Consider the following 15437-nt stretch of genomic DNA (forward strand, 5'->3'; position numbering starts at 1 on the left):
GTCCATAAGGTTTGGTGGCTATAGCGAGAAGGTCACACCCGTTCCCATCCCGAACACGGAAGTTAAGCTTCTCAGCGCCGATGGTAGTTGGGGGATCTCCTCCTGCAAGAGTAGGACGTCGCCAAGCTTGTAATATTCCGCAGTAGCTCAGTGGTAGAGCTATCGGCTGTTAACCGATCGGTCGTAGGTTCGAATCCTACCTGCGGAGCCATTAGGAGAGCTGTCCGAGTGGCCGAAGGAGCACGATTGGAAATCGTGTAGACGGTTAACGCTGTCTCAAGGGTTCAAATCCCTTGCTCTCCGCCATTTAAACTGTGGCCCGTTGGTCAAGCGGTTAAGACACCGCCCTTTCACGGCGGTAACACGGGTTCGAATCCCGTACGGGTCACCATTTAATAAATTTTAACTATACATATTGGAGGATTAGCTCAGCTGGGAGAGCACCTGCCTTACAAGCAGGGGGTCGGCGGTTCGATCCCGTCATCCTCCACCATATTATTGTCGCGGGGTGGAGCAGTCTGGTAGCTCGTCGGGCTCATAACCCGAAGGTCGCAGGTTCAAATCCTGCCTCCGCAATTGATTTGAAATTAAAATGGTCCGGTAGTTCAGCTGGTTAGAATGCCTGCCTGTCACGCAGGAGGTCGCGGGTTCGAGTCCCGTCCGGACCGCCATTTTCTTCAAATATATAAAGTGGCTCGGTAGCTCAGTCGGTAGAGCAATGGACTGAAAATCCATGTGTCGGCGGTTCGATTCCGTCCCGAGCCACCATTTATTAATTATATAGACTAAGCCGGCCTAGCTCAATTGGTAGAGCAACTGACTTGTAATCAGTAGGTTGGGGGTTCAAGTCCTCTGGCCGGCACCAGTCATTACTTTTAGTAATGATATGGAGGGGTAGCGAAGTGGCTAAACGCGGCGGACTGTAAATCCGCTCCTTCGGGTTCGGCGGTTCGAATCCGTCCCCCTCCACCATTATTAAAGGGGCATAGTTTAAAGGTAGAACTAAGGTCTCCAAAACCTTCAGTGTGGGTTCGATTCCTACTGCCCCTGCCATGGCGGATGTGGCGAAGTGGTTAACGCATCGGATTGTGGTTCCGACATTCGTGGGTTCGATTCCCATCATCCGCCCCATTTATGAACAAATAAATATTTACATCATATATTATTATTGGGCTATAGCCAAGTGGTAAGGCAACGGACTTTGACTCCGTCATTCGTTGGTTCGAATCCAGCTAGCCCAGTTTGCGGAAGTAGTTCAGTGGTAGAACACCACCTTGCCAAGGTGGGGGTCGCGGGTTCGAATCCCGTCTTCCGCTCCAACAATGGCGGCATAGCCAAGTGGTAAGGCAGAGGTCTGCAAAACCTTTACCACCGGTTCGAATCCGGTTGCCGCCTCCATATTATGCCGGTGTGGCGGAATTGGCAGACGCGCACGACTCAAAATCGTGTTCCTTCTGGAGTGTCGGTTCGACCCCGACCACCGGTATCATAGCACTGCTTGCCAATGTAGTGAAATCAACGTTTCTTACTCTATGTAAGGAACGTTTTTTATTTATCTCAAATACGATTCTTTGAAAATTATTGTGTACATAAAATCGTGAGCGTACCTGTCATTAAACAAGGAGGAATTTAAAAATGGCAAGGCATACAAAAGAATTATCTATTGAGGAGTATCAATCATTAACAGTCCAAAAAGCGTAAAGGAAATTGATTTCAAAACTGCTCTTTCTTTATTTGTTGATGATTGTCAAATCAGAAATCTAAGCCTCAAACAATCCAATATTATAGAAATGAATTATCTGTTTTCTTTAAAATCCTAAGAGAACAGGAAATTACCCCCTCACTAGACACTATTTCTAAAGAGCATATAAAGCGATAAAGCGAAATGTCATTCTCTATATGAATGAGAAGGGATTGCAAACAGTAACAATGGACACACGTTTAAGAGCAATTAGAGCATTTTTAAATTTCCTGCATCGTGAACGGCATCTTAAAGAAATTTAGTTAATTGACATTAAACTGCTTAAAGACCGTAAAAAATGGATAAAAATGTAAAATAACATTGACTGTTTCGGCAGTCCTATTTTAGTTCAATAAGATATACATAAAAAAACTAGCTTTTTGGTCTAGGTTTAGCGTCATCCACAGTTTTCTACACAGCAGAGAATCATAACAATTTTAAAAATCTATTCCTCCAGTCCTCTGCAAGGGCATCAACTGCCAATATCTTTTCAATTGATGCTTTATCCTGTTTTTGGTGAAAAAGAATTTGAGTAGCAAAAGAAACGGATATTTCTTTTGAGTGTTTTTCCAAAAGAGTTATTTCCGAATCGAACTTAATAGTTCCCTCTTCCAATACCCGAAAAAAGTAACCAGTTAGAGTCGTTTCAATCACTTTCTTTAAAAGTTGTTTTTCCTCGTTATAATTGGAGATAGTTACACAAGGTACCCTCCCTTGTGTTATTTGAAGAATAGTATCCCCTATTTTATATATGTCACCAATACAAACCTGTTCTTCCGTCATACCTGTTGCAGTAATATTTTCCCCAAAAGCAGGTAGAATAAGCTTTTTTTGAAATACTTCTTCCCAATAAGAGTAATGCTCGAATGGATAGAAACATACTACACGGTCTGATCCCCCGTGAAATTTGTGATTTGCAACATCATCACCAACAATGATAGATTTTTCTACTTTAAAGGATTTTACAGCCGATTTCCCTATTCCAGAAAACCCTATTTTATTATTCCAATTGTATTCCTTCGGTTTTCCAACAGCTAAATTAATAATTTTTCGATTCAATTTGAATTTACCTCACTTCAACAGAACTCCAAAATCCGCTAATATAAATTGTATTATACTAGTGTCACTTGAAAAGGTACAATTATTAAAAAAACATTGGGGTTAGGAAAAGATTAATATACTTTAAAGAATGTGCAGGAATGATCTTAAACTATAGGGTACTTTAATTAAATAAACAACTTTTCTAGAGCATACGGTTTTTTTTTGTTGGTTAAAAGGCCAAATGGATTAGAAAATGTAAGTATAGACCATGACCTAAATAAAACAAATTCATTGCTCTATATCTATTAAAACCCGCCCTATTTATATGCTTATAATCATCTATTTCTAAATTAAAATGTACGTAAACAATTACTAATATTAAGTCAAGACATGGCCTGTACAATTGGAGTAATTGTTTGTATATACTATTACTTTTTGATGTTCGAACATTTATAATAGTAGGTATTATGAGCTATTTTGACGAATAGTAAATAGGGTGTCACTAAGTGATTTTAGCGATAAAATGAGATTAGCTATTACAAAGCGATAAGCATTTTAAAAATTACTCAAATTATCTCAATCTAGCTACATGAAAAGTAGATTCGAAAAAATTTATTAAATGAGGTACATAAGATGATTAACTTCCAAGACAAAGTAAGCTTCATTTGGTCAATCGCAGAGATTTTACGTGGACCATATAAACCAGAAGACTACGGTAAAATCGTTTTACCATTAGCAGTATTACGTCGTTTTGACTGTGTATTAGAGAGCACAAAAGAGGAAGTATTAGCAAAGGCAGAGCAGTTTGCTTCAATGAAAGAAGATGCTCGTGAACCGATTTTAAATCGTGTGTCAAAGCAAAACTTCCACAACACAAGTAAATATTGAATTTTTGCTTATTCAGAGCAGCTAACCGGAATTTCTCCGCTTATCTCCGCTACTTAAGCTTCCTCTATATACATTAGCCGGAAATTATCCGCCTATGAATTCTCATATCTCTACGAAAATCATCAATGAATAACTATAGAGCCAAGACCAAAGAACCGTGGTTTTGTAAATAAAAAACACAGCATTTTCTCCACAAACTAACACGTTAACTAATTAAAATGTTGCTATAGTTCGGTCTTTATCGGAGATTCAACGATTGTTATATAATTAAATTTGCTTTTTTTGCTGTGTGTATGTGCTGCCGAAGTGGGAGGCAGTATTCTCTAGGTCTATACTAGTATCTGCAAAATACACACTCCTTTTTAAAGTAATTAGAAGGAACAACCGACAACAATCTAGAAATATACAAGAGATAAAAAAGGAGGTTTCCGAATGGAAAAAACATTGCCTATAAAAAACCAAATGAATGGTGTATTTGTTCATGTTACAAATTTAAAGGTTTCAGCAAAATGGTACGCTGATTTGTTAGGACTGGACGTTGATTTAGATAGAGTCGTTTCGCCTGTTTATAATATACCCGTGGAAGGAACTACTTCATTGACTTTGGATGACCATACGTTTGATCCTGAATTTAACCATACTATTAGTTCAAGTCCCATTTTTAATTTTTACGCACCAAATATTGATGACGCCTATCAATATATTAAAGACAAAGGCATTGAAATTGTGAGAGAAATAGAGACGGTTGGCGATACAGCTTGGTTTAACATAAAAGACCCGGATGGAAATGTAGTTATGATTTGTAATTGTTAAAAGAATAGGTAAATCACCAGAAAAGGTCAACGGTTGTTGCCTTTCTACAATTTAATTTTATTAAAATTTCCTTAAAAAAATTTTGTACTAATTTCTCAATAATTTAATTTACGTAATGAAAAAAGAAAGATATTCTTTATTCAAAATTTTAGTTTCAAATAGAAGTTGAAGAAGAATAACAATTAGAGAAAATTAATAGAGTTTAATAGAAATAATTTAGAAAATTTATTTTAAAGGTGGGACTAAATTATGTCAGAATTGATTTATCATGTGGCAACTACGGCCGATGGATATATCGCAGATCCAAATTACATTGCGGATGATTCGATTTTTCTTTATGAAGGTGACCACGGACCTGACTTTTTATCTGATATTAGAGAATATGGAATTGCTTTAATGGGAGGAAAATCATACAAGCTCGGATTAAAGGATGGAATGAAACCAGGAGAGCCTTGGCCACTTGCAAAGTTTGCAAATCCCGATCTTAAGCACTATGTTTTCTCGAGTAAATTGAATATTGAGTCGAATGAGGAAGTGGGGTTTGTAAAAGAAAACGCAATTGAGTTTGTCAACGCTTTAAAACAAACAGTGAATCAAAAAATTTGGCTTTGTGGTGGTGGTCAACTGGCTGGTTCACTCCTTGACCATGAATTGATCGACACTCTTATACTAAAAGTTAATCCTGTCATGATTGGAGAAGGTATTTCACTTTTTGGTTCGAGTAAAAAACGGATTCAATTAGAACTTATGGACCTAAAAAAATATAACAATGGGGTTATATTGACAAAATACAGGATAATATACAAGTAAATGAGAGAAGAGTAATTCAGTTTTGTACAATTTCATTAGACGCTAAATCGAGTTTGATAATAAGCGGAGAAATTCCCCTTAATTTAAAAAATAGCACTGAAAATACCTTAAATAGCCGGAAAGATTCCGACTATTAACTCGAAAAACGTGAAAATGAGTAAATTTGCTTTGCTTAAGCGGAAAAACTCCACTTATATCCTACGATTTGAGCTCTATTCTGCAGTATAACCGGAAAATATCCGTCTATTTTGATTTTCTTTGGTTGCTCAAAAAGGACATCAATTACCTACTTAAGTAAAAAGACATACCAAATAGCATGTAGACAACAACAATTGTCAAGATGTTTTTTAGGCTGCGATTTTACTTTCTAAATAAAGTAGTAATGTCTCATAATCGTTGATATATAAGAGACCAAATCATATGCGATTTGGTCTGCTAATTAGCATACTATTTGGTATGTTTCTCCACTGAAACGGAACTACTTATAATTCATCGGAGCTCTTCACTTTATGTTCTGCTAAAACCTGCTGGTTTTCTTGTATATGTTTCATTAATTTCATTTAAGGTTTTTAACACAGCTTGGCTAGAATTTTTTACATCTTTCATTCTGTCACGTGTACGTTTACGTCTTAGCCCTGATGGTTCAGAGGCCACGAGAATTACGTTTTCGTCATTATAACGCATCTTGTTACTCCCAGTCATATTGTATCCCTCCTATTAAATCGGCTAAGAAGTCTGTGTATAGTGTTGTTGTATTAATTATAGCATATTCGATTTCCTCTTTAAAGGCTTCTACCTTAGTGTTACTCCATGTTTGATCCATAGGATAGTGGAAGCATAGTACATAATCTTTTGTTGTAATTGCATAATACAATACATTCTTATCCTCAGAATATCCAATAACATTGGTATCTCGAGTAAGAGCTGAAACTACATATGAATCATCATTTGTTAAATCATATTCGAAGCTTGGAGATGTAGCACCGGCATAACCACAAAGTCTAATTTTATCTTCAGCCTTTTTATATACTGTCAATGCATTACATTTTTCGAATTTGCCAATCTCTTCAGCTAACATTGTTGCAGGACGTTGGTAAATGTAATCCCCCATTAATGGTTCCATGGCAGTTTCTAAGAAATTTTCCCAATCCGTTATCGTACCCATATGAAGATATGAAAGTAGGTTTAACGTGTAATCTTGATATACAGTAAAATCTTGGGCGGCAATAGCATTATCATGAATATCTTCCTTCATTGGTACAAGTTTTATTCCTTCACCTAACCGATCGCTTAAGTACCCTTTTATTTTCTTATAAGCTTTGGGAGCCTGAGCTAATACGAGTTCTTCGGTCCATATCCGTGCAGCTTGTACATCATATATAAAGGCCCATATAAATGGATGAATTGATTCAATCTTTTCACGTTGGGATCTTCCTAAGTCTTCATTAATCACCTGATATACTATGTCAATTGTATAATCTGGATTACGGTGTTTTTCTTCTATATACTTTTTGTATCTCCTATCAAGATCCTTACGAATATGTTCCTCATAAATTTGCTTTATATCCGAATCAAGAAAAGCTATAACATATTTACCTTCTTTTATTGCTGTTCGAAACTCTTGATATGTAGGAGTACATTTATCCTCTGCCCAATAAGTCCCTACATTGTCATTCAAAAGCAAAATAAAGATATCAGATTCCATCACCTTTTGCAGGCATGTTTTCATGAAATCTGTTTGCCATGGGTAAAAATTGTCTTCGAATAATAATGGGCTATGCCCAGCTTCTTCTAGTTCCCGTTTTAAATCAGATCGAAATGGGACTAGCTTTCTATCGTAGGCAGAACTGATAAATATTCGAGCTGGATTTGGCATAATATTCCCTCCTCACAAAAAAATATAGCACATAAATAGTAAATATGAGAGGAATTTTCACAAAATAAAGATAGTGTTTGGATCCTTGTGACCCCCAATTGCACTTTTTATTTGAAAATAGTAAAGTTTATAATGTTCAAAATTTACTATCGTTTGATAAACAGCGCATACACATGGTATAAGTGTAAAAGAATCAGGAACATTATTGCTTTTTAATTTTGGGATGAGAGTTTGAACGGATATCCCATTTTGGAAGGATTGATTTATTATGACAGACAATTTTTGGCGTGAATTGCCACGGCCATTTTTTATACTTGCACCAATGGAAGATGTGACGGATGTTGTTTTTCGCCATGTCGTGAGTAAAGCTGCTAGACCTGATGTGTTTTTTACGGAGTTTACAAACACGGTGAGTTATTGTCATCCAGATGGGCAGCAGAGTGTGCGTGGGCGTTTGACGTTTACAGAAGATGAACAACCAATGGTTGCACATATTTGGGGAGATCAGCCTGAGTATTTTCGGCAAACGAGTATTGGTGTCGCGAAACTTGGCTTTAAGGGTGTGGACATCAATATGGGCTGTCCTGTGCATAATGTGGCAGCTAAGGGTAAGGGAAGCGGCCTTATCCTTCGTCCGGAAGTCGCTGCGGATATCATACAAGCAGCAAAAGCAGGGGGATTGCCTGTAAGTGTGAAGACAAGGCTTGGATATACGTATGTAGACGAATGGCGGGATTGGCTAACACATATATTGAAACAAGACATCGCTAATCTTTCTATTCATCTGCGGACAAGAAAGGAAATGAGCAAAGTAGATGCTCATTGGGAGCTAATTCCGGAAATTAAGAAACTTCGTGATGAGGTCGCACCTGATACACTTTTGACGATCAATGGAGATATTCCTGACCGTCAAACGGGCTTGAAGCTTGTTGAACAATATGGTGTGGATGGGGTTATGATCGGGCGTGGAATTTTTACAAATCCATTTGCCTTTGAAAAAGAACCGAAGGAACATAGCAGTGAGGAATTGCTGGATCTCTTACGATTGCAGCTTGATCTTCATGATAAATATTCAGAGGAATTTGAGCCGCGTCCCTTCAAACATCTTCTTCGCTTTTTTAAGATATATGTCAAAGGGTTTCGCGGGGCGAGTGAATTAAGAAATCAATTGATGAGTACAAAGTCAACAGATGAAGTGCGTGCAATGCTTGATAATATTGAGTTTGATAGGACCGGGGAACTGGAGAATGATGTGACCCAAAAAAGTTAGTGTTTATAATTGGCTGGTATGAGTTCGGTATTTAACTGGACTCGTACCGGCCAATTTTTGTTTTATTAGTTTGTTTCATATAGTCTGAACGTATACTTGCAATTTTTTTATATCATTCAAAAGTACTACACTAATAATTTTTGGTGTTAGTAATTGGTTAATTATTACTGTTTTCCTAATGATGTCAAATAAGTAGAAATCCTCAAGTTTTTGTTGGATTATACAATTATAATTAATTATGTAAGTGGACATTAAAGTAAGAAAAAATCCCTCCCGCATCGACATGGTAGGTGAGCGGTAAGAAATTACCTTAAAGAGAAAAAAACTGCTTAAAATAGTATATTAAATGGGGAGGAATGAGTGAATAATGAAAAAACATTTGAATAAGAAAAAGAGGACCCCCTTGAGTAAAGCGATCAAAGTGACGTTGTCCGCATTGGCGTTGTCCGCCACTTTGGTAGGCACCGCCGCAGTGCCTACTAAAGCTTGGGTGAATCCGGGGTGGCACTACCAGTATCCAGCGGAAGGTGGAGAATGGAGGTACGGGTTCGTAGACGCAGGTCTCCGTTCCCAGTATAACCACCCGACCAAAGTCCATGGCTCGACAGTGCAAAAGCTCATTGACGGCAAAGTGGTAAGTACTAACAGGAGCCTAGACACGGCTAAAGGGAAATTCTCTTACGCCTATGTCGGAACTATAAACTCATCAGGTCTGAAAGGGCGTTACTACTACCGTACCAACTAATCCAGGCGATACAAGTTACGTTCGCTGACGCACTGTTTACTAGGCTTGCGTCGCTGGCTACAATATCGCCGACCTTTATGATCAATCTTTTCCAGAGGATATTAGTTCGAGAAAGTTAAATCTTTTTTCTCTACTTTAATTTCCACATAATCATAATAGGTCATTAGGTTGGTACATGTCAAATTAGCTTGTCTTACCGCTACCTACCATGTCGGTGTGGGATGTTTTTTTAGAAGTAAGATATTTGCCAGTTAGAAATTTAAATCGCGATGCTTGTAATACTTCAAAAGCTATGAGGGTGCATAGGTTTGTACCCAGTTTTTGAGGGCACAGAATTTAAATATCCGAGGTTTTCATTATAGAGTTTTCAGATGATGCTGTTTAGGGATGTGTTAGTGAATTGGAAGTGAGATCTTTTGATGCACTGCCAATGCACCGTACCAAATAAACTGAGCATATCTTGTAAATCAAGTGGGAAGATAAGATAAAAACATTTTTAATTTCACAAAACCGAGAATTTATAAATTTTTCCTAATTCAGTTATAAAAATAATGGAAAAGTAAATAAAGGAGGAGCAAGAGATAAAAATCCGGACAAGTTGTAAGCTTGAAGAGTAATAATATGGGCAAAAACAGATAAATAGATTAGGAGGAATGAAATAAATGATAAAACTTTTATGCAGGCAACAGAGGAAACCCTCGATTCTAACTATCAAAGCAACGTTCACTGCATTGGCGATGTCCTCTATGTATGTTGAATTTGTTAGGTGGTGCAGATGTTGATAGAAGCGCAGGGCATTTCAGTAGCAATTGGTGGGAGGCCGGTGCTTGCCGGAGAGACTGTTCGTTGCACGCCTGGAACCATGACAGCTTTAGTTGGTCCGAGCGGATGTGGAAAGACCACACTTTTACACTGCCTCGGGCTACTGCTCCCAGTAGATAATGGGCGAATCTTGATCAATGGAGACGATGTCACAAAGTATAGCACTGCGGCACGGCGTCGATTTTGGCGTGATCATGCGGCTTTTGTACTTCAAGATTACGGCATTATGGATGAGGAGTCGATTGCCTTCAATGTAACCATGCAAGCGAGCATCCTAGGCCGAAGTGTCAAGGGAAATCGAGAACGGCTAGCACAGGTGCTCGAGCAGACAGGTCTCCAGGGTCGGGAAGATGAGTTGGCTAGCCACTTGAGTGGGGGCGAGAAGCAGAGACTTGCGCTTGCTCGTGCCATTTACAAGGATGCTGCGATTCTGTTCGTCGATGAGCCCACTGCCTCGCTCGACGCAACCAACCGGAGGAAGGTCATCAATCTATTTGCAGAATTTGCGGCACGAGGTCGTACGGTCATTGTGTCTACGCACGATTCCGAGATGATTAATGCATGTGGCGCCCAGCATAAGATGGGTTCTAGCAGCTCGTCTAACCACTCTTCAACAAGTGATTCCGTTATAACAGGAGGTTCCTCATGAAGTCAACTACTAAGATCATTATTGTTGTTGCAGTTTGCTTACTGCTAGTAGTGGGAGCATTTGCACTTTTAAACGGCTGGTTTTCAGTATCAAGAGATACGCACCCGCCGTGCGAACAGCTGCCAACTGTAGCTGAAGCCAATAAGGCTCTAGCAAGTCACCAAGACCTCGTAAAGGAGATTGAATCCGTGGGTGATGACATTGCGGTGGAAGTCGGAAAGCCGTGTGCTGATGACCTGGACCGAGGACTAATTATAGTGAGCTATAGCTCTAAATCCGAGCGTGATGCCATCTCTGACTTGCTTAGCCGACGAAATGGATTTGGGGCTCCCGTGCATTTGGTGAAGCGCTAACATGAATTTACTTACAGTCGTATTAGCAAGAACGTTGTCTGCCGGTCATGGGCAAGGCTGGCTCTCCGACTAAGTCAAGCCGCACCTAGTGCCGACTAGCTACATCAAGTACAACTGTTCATCAAAGTGTCTTTACGGATGGTTGGTGAGCAGTGACATATTAGTTGAAACATAAGAATATTGACAAAAAAATTGTATGAAATAAGGAGGAATGAAATAAATGATAATACATTACCTGCTAATCCGAGCGATTACACTGGATTCCGCCGATACCAGTTGCAGTCGACGGGGCTTAGCATGGCAAGTACTAGATAGTTCTTGGAGGTCATCTTGTGTATAAGCGTATCATAGTGGCTGTCGCGTGCGCATTATTTTTTCTGCTTGCGCTGCTGGCGGTAATTATCACTGACCTATATGATCGAGACTTTCCACGGGCTATTGGTGCAGAGAGCAGACTTAGTCTCGACTTCAGTGATTCTAGTTTTTCCGTCACTGAAGCGTTTGCGAAGCTGGAGGAACTCGATAAGCGCTGGGATCTTGGTCTGGTCAAGATTGCACCGGATCTTGCCCGTGATGGGGATGGTAAGATTTTTGTAAAACTTAATGATGGAGATTTACCCTCCAAATTTAATTGGTTCGGTGGGGATGATGTTGGTAAGATCGTCAGCAAGGACCGACTTGCCAACTCCTATCCTGATGGGTTCTATCTCGTGACTGGCAAAAAAGCTCATTTAGATGAGTTTGTAGACAAGCTGAAAAGTGTAGGTGTGGATGTTGGTCGCGGTGATGCTTCAATTTTTGACAGCCTTAAATTCGTAGTGCAGGAAAAAGGGTTTGCTGCTGCGGTACTCGCTTCGTTTGCGTTGATTGTGACTTTGGCGTTATTCTGGTTGTCACTAAGGGCCCGGAGCCGTGCCCTTCGAGTTCTCGGCGGGTGTCCGACCTTACGAATCCAGGCGCAGGACCTAGCAGGGTTCGGGGGAGCACTGCTTGTTTCGGCGGGAGTCGTAGCGATTGTTTCAGCGGGCTATGTTGGTGTGTTTCATGGATGGATGTACGTCGGTACCTTCCTCAAGGTGCTGATCAGTCTGCAGGTCGCTGTCATCTTCGTATCTTTGCTTGCTGCGCTTGTCATGTCAGCTTCTGCTTGGCCGAGCGCAACCATGCTCGCCACTCGACAACCAGCGGTAAAGAGTCTACGTTTGGCGGCGATCGTGATCCAGGCGTTAACATTCCTCCTGGTGGTGGCAGCGGCTGGACCTGCTTGGTCCGCGTACAAACACTCATCCGCTATGGCTGCTGAAATGGCGCAGTGGAAACAACTCGCAGACCAGGTCGCAATTGTGTTTGCAACAGAAGTCGGCGAGATGGAAAAAATTGAACCGCAAATTGGTGAACTGGTGAAGGATGCGGAATCACATGATGAGGTCGCACTTTCCTACACTTACACTCAAGAAATGCAAATGCCGGTTGATTTTGGAAAGTACTCGGCTATCTCTTACGTGAACCAGAGTTGGCTCGATCTTGTAACAAAGGGTGCGCCGAAGCCAGCTGTTGAATCCGTGCCTTACGACAGTATTCCAAAAGGGATTGTCAAAATGGTTCGAGAAGACGCAGAGATTTTATGGAGGAAAGGGTTTTCAGAGAAGTTGTTCGAACAGTTACAATTTATGAAGCCAGTAGACGGCTTCCGGCTGCCAGTGGCCCAAGGAGGAGGGGGCAATAGGCTTCACTTTGCAGACGATGTCTTGCTCGTCGTCGTTCCTTCGCTCTATGAAATTTATAATGATTCTGCATTAACATCTATGGCCTCGACTAGCAATGTCGTGTTCAACGGTGTGACTGCCACTCAGCAATTGCTAAAGCGACACGGCCTTAACGTGCAGGCACTACGCGATCGTGGCATCAATGGTGAACTGAAAGTTGTCTACATAGCCGAAGATGGGATTCTCCTCGCTCAGTACGCAGCGTACATTGTGTGGTTGCTGAATCTTGCGCTAGTTGCATTAGTTGTTGCTTTCACTGTCGCCGCTGCGATTAGTGCGTTGATCACTGCACTGTTGCAGGCGAAGCGTGATTTCCCACTACGGGTGGCAGGCCGGTCATGGATCCATATCGTCCAGATCCGTGTGGCCAAGGAATTGCTTGTTGGGGTCGGTCTCGTGTGCGTTGTTGTCTTGCTCCAAAAGCCGGATGAGTTGTGGGCCGTACTCGTGGCCGCAGCGTACGGGTTGCTTGTTGTGCCGCTGAGCCATCTGTTTGCTACACGTTGGTGTTTCAATGGCGTCAGTAGACGTCGAATTTGATTGAAGCTTTAGGGTGTTTTTAGTATCAATTGGTGGTAGGCCTTTTAACGATAGGAATTGGTAATATCCTGAGGTACTTTCCTCAACAATAGTATTAGGAAATGTTACGATGATTTCTAATTCTAAAAAAATCTAAGTAAAGAGTATTTATGAAGTGAAAAATATTCGCACAACTAGTCGGTTACAATTTAAGATGATTACTTTTTTATTTGAACAGTCATGATTACAAAGAGAAATGGACTATCCTTTTTATATGGATGGTCCATTTTTCTTATGATAATATCAATTTATTTCTTTTTAATAAAATTATTTAGTGCAATTTTCGGAACGTTCTTCTGGAGGTTAGGTGCTACAAAGTGAATGTATCACAATTTGTTCATAATTTTCTAGGAACTAGGGTGCCCTTTTTCTTCATAAATTTATATTTCATATATGAAGGCAATTTTAAGTGAAGAAAGGGCAGGGATGAAAATGGCGAAATATAGAATGGTACGTACGGAATTTTGGAAGAATCCGATTGTTTTAGAAGAGATGACTCCGGAGGATAAATATTTTTACCTTTATCTGCTGACGAATCCGCATACGACGCAAATTGGAATCTATCGAATTACGAAGAAAGAAATGGCGTTTGATTTGGGCTATTCGATTGAGAGTGTGGATTCGTTAATGGAGCGTTTCGAGGAGCATCATCAGTTGATTCGTTACAATCCTGAAACAAGAGAACTGGCGATTAAGAACTGGGGAAAAGAGAATCTGCAAAAAGGCGGAAAACCGGTGATGGATTGTATTGTTTTCGAATTGAAAGAGGTTGAGGATCACTCGCTTATACAATATGTTTCGGAATACATACATAAAGAAGAGATCCGCAACTTATTTTTAGGAAGCTTGATGAAGGCAGAATACTTACTTCACGATACCATCATCCAGCCAGATCATTTGGAAAGTTTACGGCATAAGGAATTGATGAGAAGGATGATGGCGTTAAAGCGGACAGGTAAAAATATTGATTTGCTTACGTTTACGACCTTACCGGATCTCGAAAATTTTGGTGGAATGTCTTATCTTTCAGAGCTTTTATCGTATGCAGATCTTGAGAAATTTAATGAAACGGAGAAGCTTATTCTTGACTTGTGGAAGGAACGAGAAAAGAGAAACATCTTAACATTGGCAGCGATGAATGATTGGGAGATTGCGAAAGTCATTGCCGAATTGGATAAAATAAACCAAACGAAAATGGAGGATCATACCTCTTTACACCAAGCTTTGGTGAGAATCTTTGAAGCACCTTGGGAAGATCAATATCATTCAAAAGGTGTGACGACGGGGATCGAAAAGCTTGATCTCGTGACCGGAGGCTTTCAGAACGGAGAAGTGACGATCGTAGCGGGTAGGCCTTCGATGGGGAAAACCGATGTGATGCTTCATTTTGCAAAAATAGCCGGTTGGGCAGGATATCTGCCACTCGTCTTTTCCTTGGAAATGCCTGAAAAGCTCATCACCTCGCGATTAATGGCCTCGACCGGAGGATTTAACCGTGTCAAAATGCGGGATCCGAAACGAATGCTTAGTCAAAGCCAAAAGCAGAAATGGTCGGATGTTATTGGTAATCTTGATGAAACCAATATACAAATTTTTGACGGTGCAGGGCAAACCGTTGCCGAAATGAGAGCGAAAACAAGAAAGCTCATGCATGAATTCCCTTATAAGAAACCAATCGTTTTTATCGATTACTTAACATTGATTCAACCAAGTGAATTTTACGGGGGAAATCCCCATTTACAGGTAACGGAAATTTCAAAATCGCTCAAAACGATGGCGAAAGGTTTTGATTGCCCGGTCATCTGTTTGGCACAGCTCAATCGATCAGTCGAAACGAAAGCCAATAAACGACCGATGATGTCTGATATTCGTGAATCTGGCAGTGTCGAACAGGATGCCGATGTCATTTTATTTCTATATCGTGAAGCTTATTATGACAAGGATTCTGAGGATCATTATCTTGAAATCATTGTCTCGAAAAACAGGAATGGTCCAGTTGGAACAATCAAGATGAATTACAACGAGCATACAGGTGCGATTGCGGACATACATGAACAGAGTACGACTTCCAGTGTCTGATAAAA

11 protein-coding genes, 15 tRNA genes, 1 rRNA gene and 1 pseudogene are annotated in these 15437 nt (G+C 40.3%); 25 read left to right on the plus strand and 3 right to left on the minus strand.

Annotated features, from left to right (window positions below; genetic code table 11):
• Window positions 1–10: 10 nt before the first annotated feature.
• From rrf to MKY81_RS09920, 16 genes are all read left to right on the plus strand, one after another.
• Window positions 11–127 (plus strand): 5S ribosomal RNA (rrf, locus tag MKY81_RS09845).
• A gap of 9 nt (window positions 128–136) precedes the next feature.
• Window positions 137–211, plus strand: a tRNA-Asn gene (locus tag MKY81_RS09850).
• A gap of 3 nt (window positions 212–214) precedes the next feature.
• Window positions 215–306 (plus strand) — tRNA-Ser (locus MKY81_RS09855).
• A gap of 10 nt (window positions 307–316) precedes the next feature.
• Window positions 317–391: transfer RNA gene (locus MKY81_RS09860), tRNA-Glu, on the plus strand.
• A 26-nt stretch (window positions 392–417) separates the two neighbouring features.
• A tRNA-Val gene (locus MKY81_RS09865) sits at window positions 418–493 on the plus strand.
• A 9-nt stretch (window positions 494–502) separates the two neighbouring features.
• Window positions 503–576 (plus strand) — tRNA-Met (locus MKY81_RS09870).
• Window positions 577–594: 18 nt separating this feature from the next.
• Window positions 595–671 (plus strand) — tRNA-Asp (locus MKY81_RS09875).
• Window positions 672–692: 21 nt separating this feature from the next.
• Window positions 693–768: transfer RNA gene (locus MKY81_RS09880), tRNA-Phe, on the plus strand.
• 21 nt (window positions 769–789) lie between these two features.
• Window positions 790–865: transfer RNA gene (locus tag MKY81_RS09885), tRNA-Thr, on the plus strand.
• Between the two features lie 23 nt (window positions 866–888).
• A tRNA-Tyr gene (locus MKY81_RS09890) sits at window positions 889–972 on the plus strand.
• A 7-nt stretch (window positions 973–979) separates the two neighbouring features.
• Window positions 980–1053, plus strand: a tRNA-Trp gene (locus tag MKY81_RS09895).
• 2 nt (window positions 1054–1055) lie between these two features.
• Window positions 1056–1131, plus strand: a tRNA-His gene (locus MKY81_RS09900).
• Between the two features lie 38 nt (window positions 1132–1169).
• A tRNA-Gln gene (locus MKY81_RS09905) sits at window positions 1170–1241 on the plus strand.
• A 3-nt stretch (window positions 1242–1244) separates the two neighbouring features.
• A tRNA-Gly gene (locus tag MKY81_RS09910) sits at window positions 1245–1319 on the plus strand.
• A gap of 5 nt (window positions 1320–1324) precedes the next feature.
• Window positions 1325–1398 (plus strand) — tRNA-Cys (locus MKY81_RS09915).
• 6 nt (window positions 1399–1404) lie between these two features.
• Window positions 1405–1486: transfer RNA gene (locus tag MKY81_RS09920), tRNA-Leu, on the plus strand.
• Window positions 1487–2167: 681 nt separating this feature from the next.
• Here MKY81_RS09920 and MKY81_RS09925 read toward each other — a convergent pair.
• The gene (locus tag MKY81_RS09925; RefSeq protein ID WP_108073346.1) at window positions 2168–2800 is read right to left on the minus strand and encodes an MOSC domain-containing protein; all 633 of its coding nucleotides are present in this window, start codon (window positions 2798–2800) and stop codon (window positions 2168–2170) included.
• A gap of 615 nt (window positions 2801–3415) precedes the next feature.
• Between MKY81_RS09925 and MKY81_RS09930 the strand changes: the two are divergent.
• The 3 genes and pseudogenes from MKY81_RS09930 to MKY81_RS09940 form a co-directional block, all read left to right on the plus strand.
• Window positions 3416–3667: pseudogene (locus MKY81_RS09930) on the plus strand (type I restriction-modification system subunit M N-terminal domain-containing protein); the annotation flags it as partial.
• Between the two features lie 435 nt (window positions 3668–4102).
• The gene (locus MKY81_RS09935; RefSeq protein WP_066235837.1) at window positions 4103–4483 is read left to right on the plus strand and encodes a VOC family protein; all 381 of its coding nucleotides are present in this window, start codon (window positions 4103–4105) and stop codon (window positions 4481–4483) included.
• Window positions 4484–4732: 249 nt separating this feature from the next.
• Window positions 4733–5293, plus strand: a complete 561-nt coding sequence (locus MKY81_RS09940) for a dihydrofolate reductase family protein (RefSeq protein WP_341117665.1) — start codon at window positions 4733–4735, stop codon at window positions 5291–5293.
• A gap of 507 nt (window positions 5294–5800) precedes the next feature.
• Here the strand turns inward: MKY81_RS09940 and MKY81_RS09945 are convergent.
• Both MKY81_RS09945 and MKY81_RS09950 read right to left on the minus strand, forming a co-directional pair.
• Window positions 5801–5995: a hypothetical protein gene (locus MKY81_RS09945; RefSeq protein ID WP_066235839.1), complete on the minus strand. Its 195-nt coding sequence runs from the start codon at window positions 5993–5995 to the stop codon at window positions 5801–5803.
• A complete protein-coding gene (locus MKY81_RS09950) occupies window positions 5982–7169 on the minus strand; it encodes a DUF4062 domain-containing protein (RefSeq protein ID WP_107921145.1) in 1188 nt (395 codons plus the stop codon). The genes MKY81_RS09945 and MKY81_RS09950 overlap by 14 nt, the downstream gene beginning before the upstream one ends.
• A 268-nt stretch (window positions 7170–7437) precedes the next feature.
• Between MKY81_RS09950 and MKY81_RS09955 the strand changes: the two genes are divergently transcribed.
• From MKY81_RS09955 to MKY81_RS09980, 6 genes are all read left to right on the plus strand, one after another.
• Entirely contained in the window at window positions 7438–8439 is a 1002-nt protein-coding gene (locus MKY81_RS09955) for a tRNA dihydrouridine synthase (RefSeq protein ID WP_341117666.1), read from the plus strand.
• A gap of 367 nt (window positions 8440–8806) precedes the next feature.
• Window positions 8807–9184, plus strand: coding sequence for a lactococcin 972 family bacteriocin (locus tag MKY81_RS09960; RefSeq protein WP_341117667.1), 378 nt, complete (start codon window positions 8807–8809; stop codon window positions 9182–9184).
• A 775-nt stretch (window positions 9185–9959) separates the two neighbouring features.
• Entirely contained in the window at window positions 9960–10655 is a 696-nt protein-coding gene (locus MKY81_RS09965) for an ABC transporter ATP-binding protein (protein WP_108073385.1), read from the plus strand.
• Window positions 10652–11008 carry a hypothetical protein gene (locus tag MKY81_RS09970; protein WP_108073384.1) on the plus strand — a complete coding sequence of 119 codons (357 nt, stop codon included), beginning with the start codon at window positions 10652–10654 and terminating at the stop codon, window positions 11006–11008. Before MKY81_RS09965 ends, MKY81_RS09970 begins: the two co-directional genes overlap by 4 nt.
• Window positions 11009–11340: 332 nt before the next feature.
• Complete coding sequence (locus tag MKY81_RS09975) at window positions 11341–13314, plus strand: hypothetical protein (protein ID WP_108073383.1); 1974 nt, start codon at window positions 11341–11343, stop codon at window positions 13312–13314.
• A 432-nt stretch (window positions 13315–13746) separates the two neighbouring features.
• On the plus strand, window positions 13747–15432 hold the full coding sequence (locus MKY81_RS09980; protein WP_341117669.1) for a replicative DNA helicase: 1686 nt from the start codon (window positions 13747–13749) through the stop codon (window positions 15430–15432).
• The last annotated feature ends 5 nt before the right edge of the window (window positions 15433–15437 follow it).

Origin of the sequence: Heyndrickxia sp. FSL W8-0423 (genome assembly GCF_038009395.1) — a bacterium.
In the GTDB taxonomy this organism is placed as follows: domain Bacteria; phylum Bacillota; class Bacilli; order Bacillales; family Bacillaceae_C; genus Heyndrickxia; species Heyndrickxia sporothermodurans.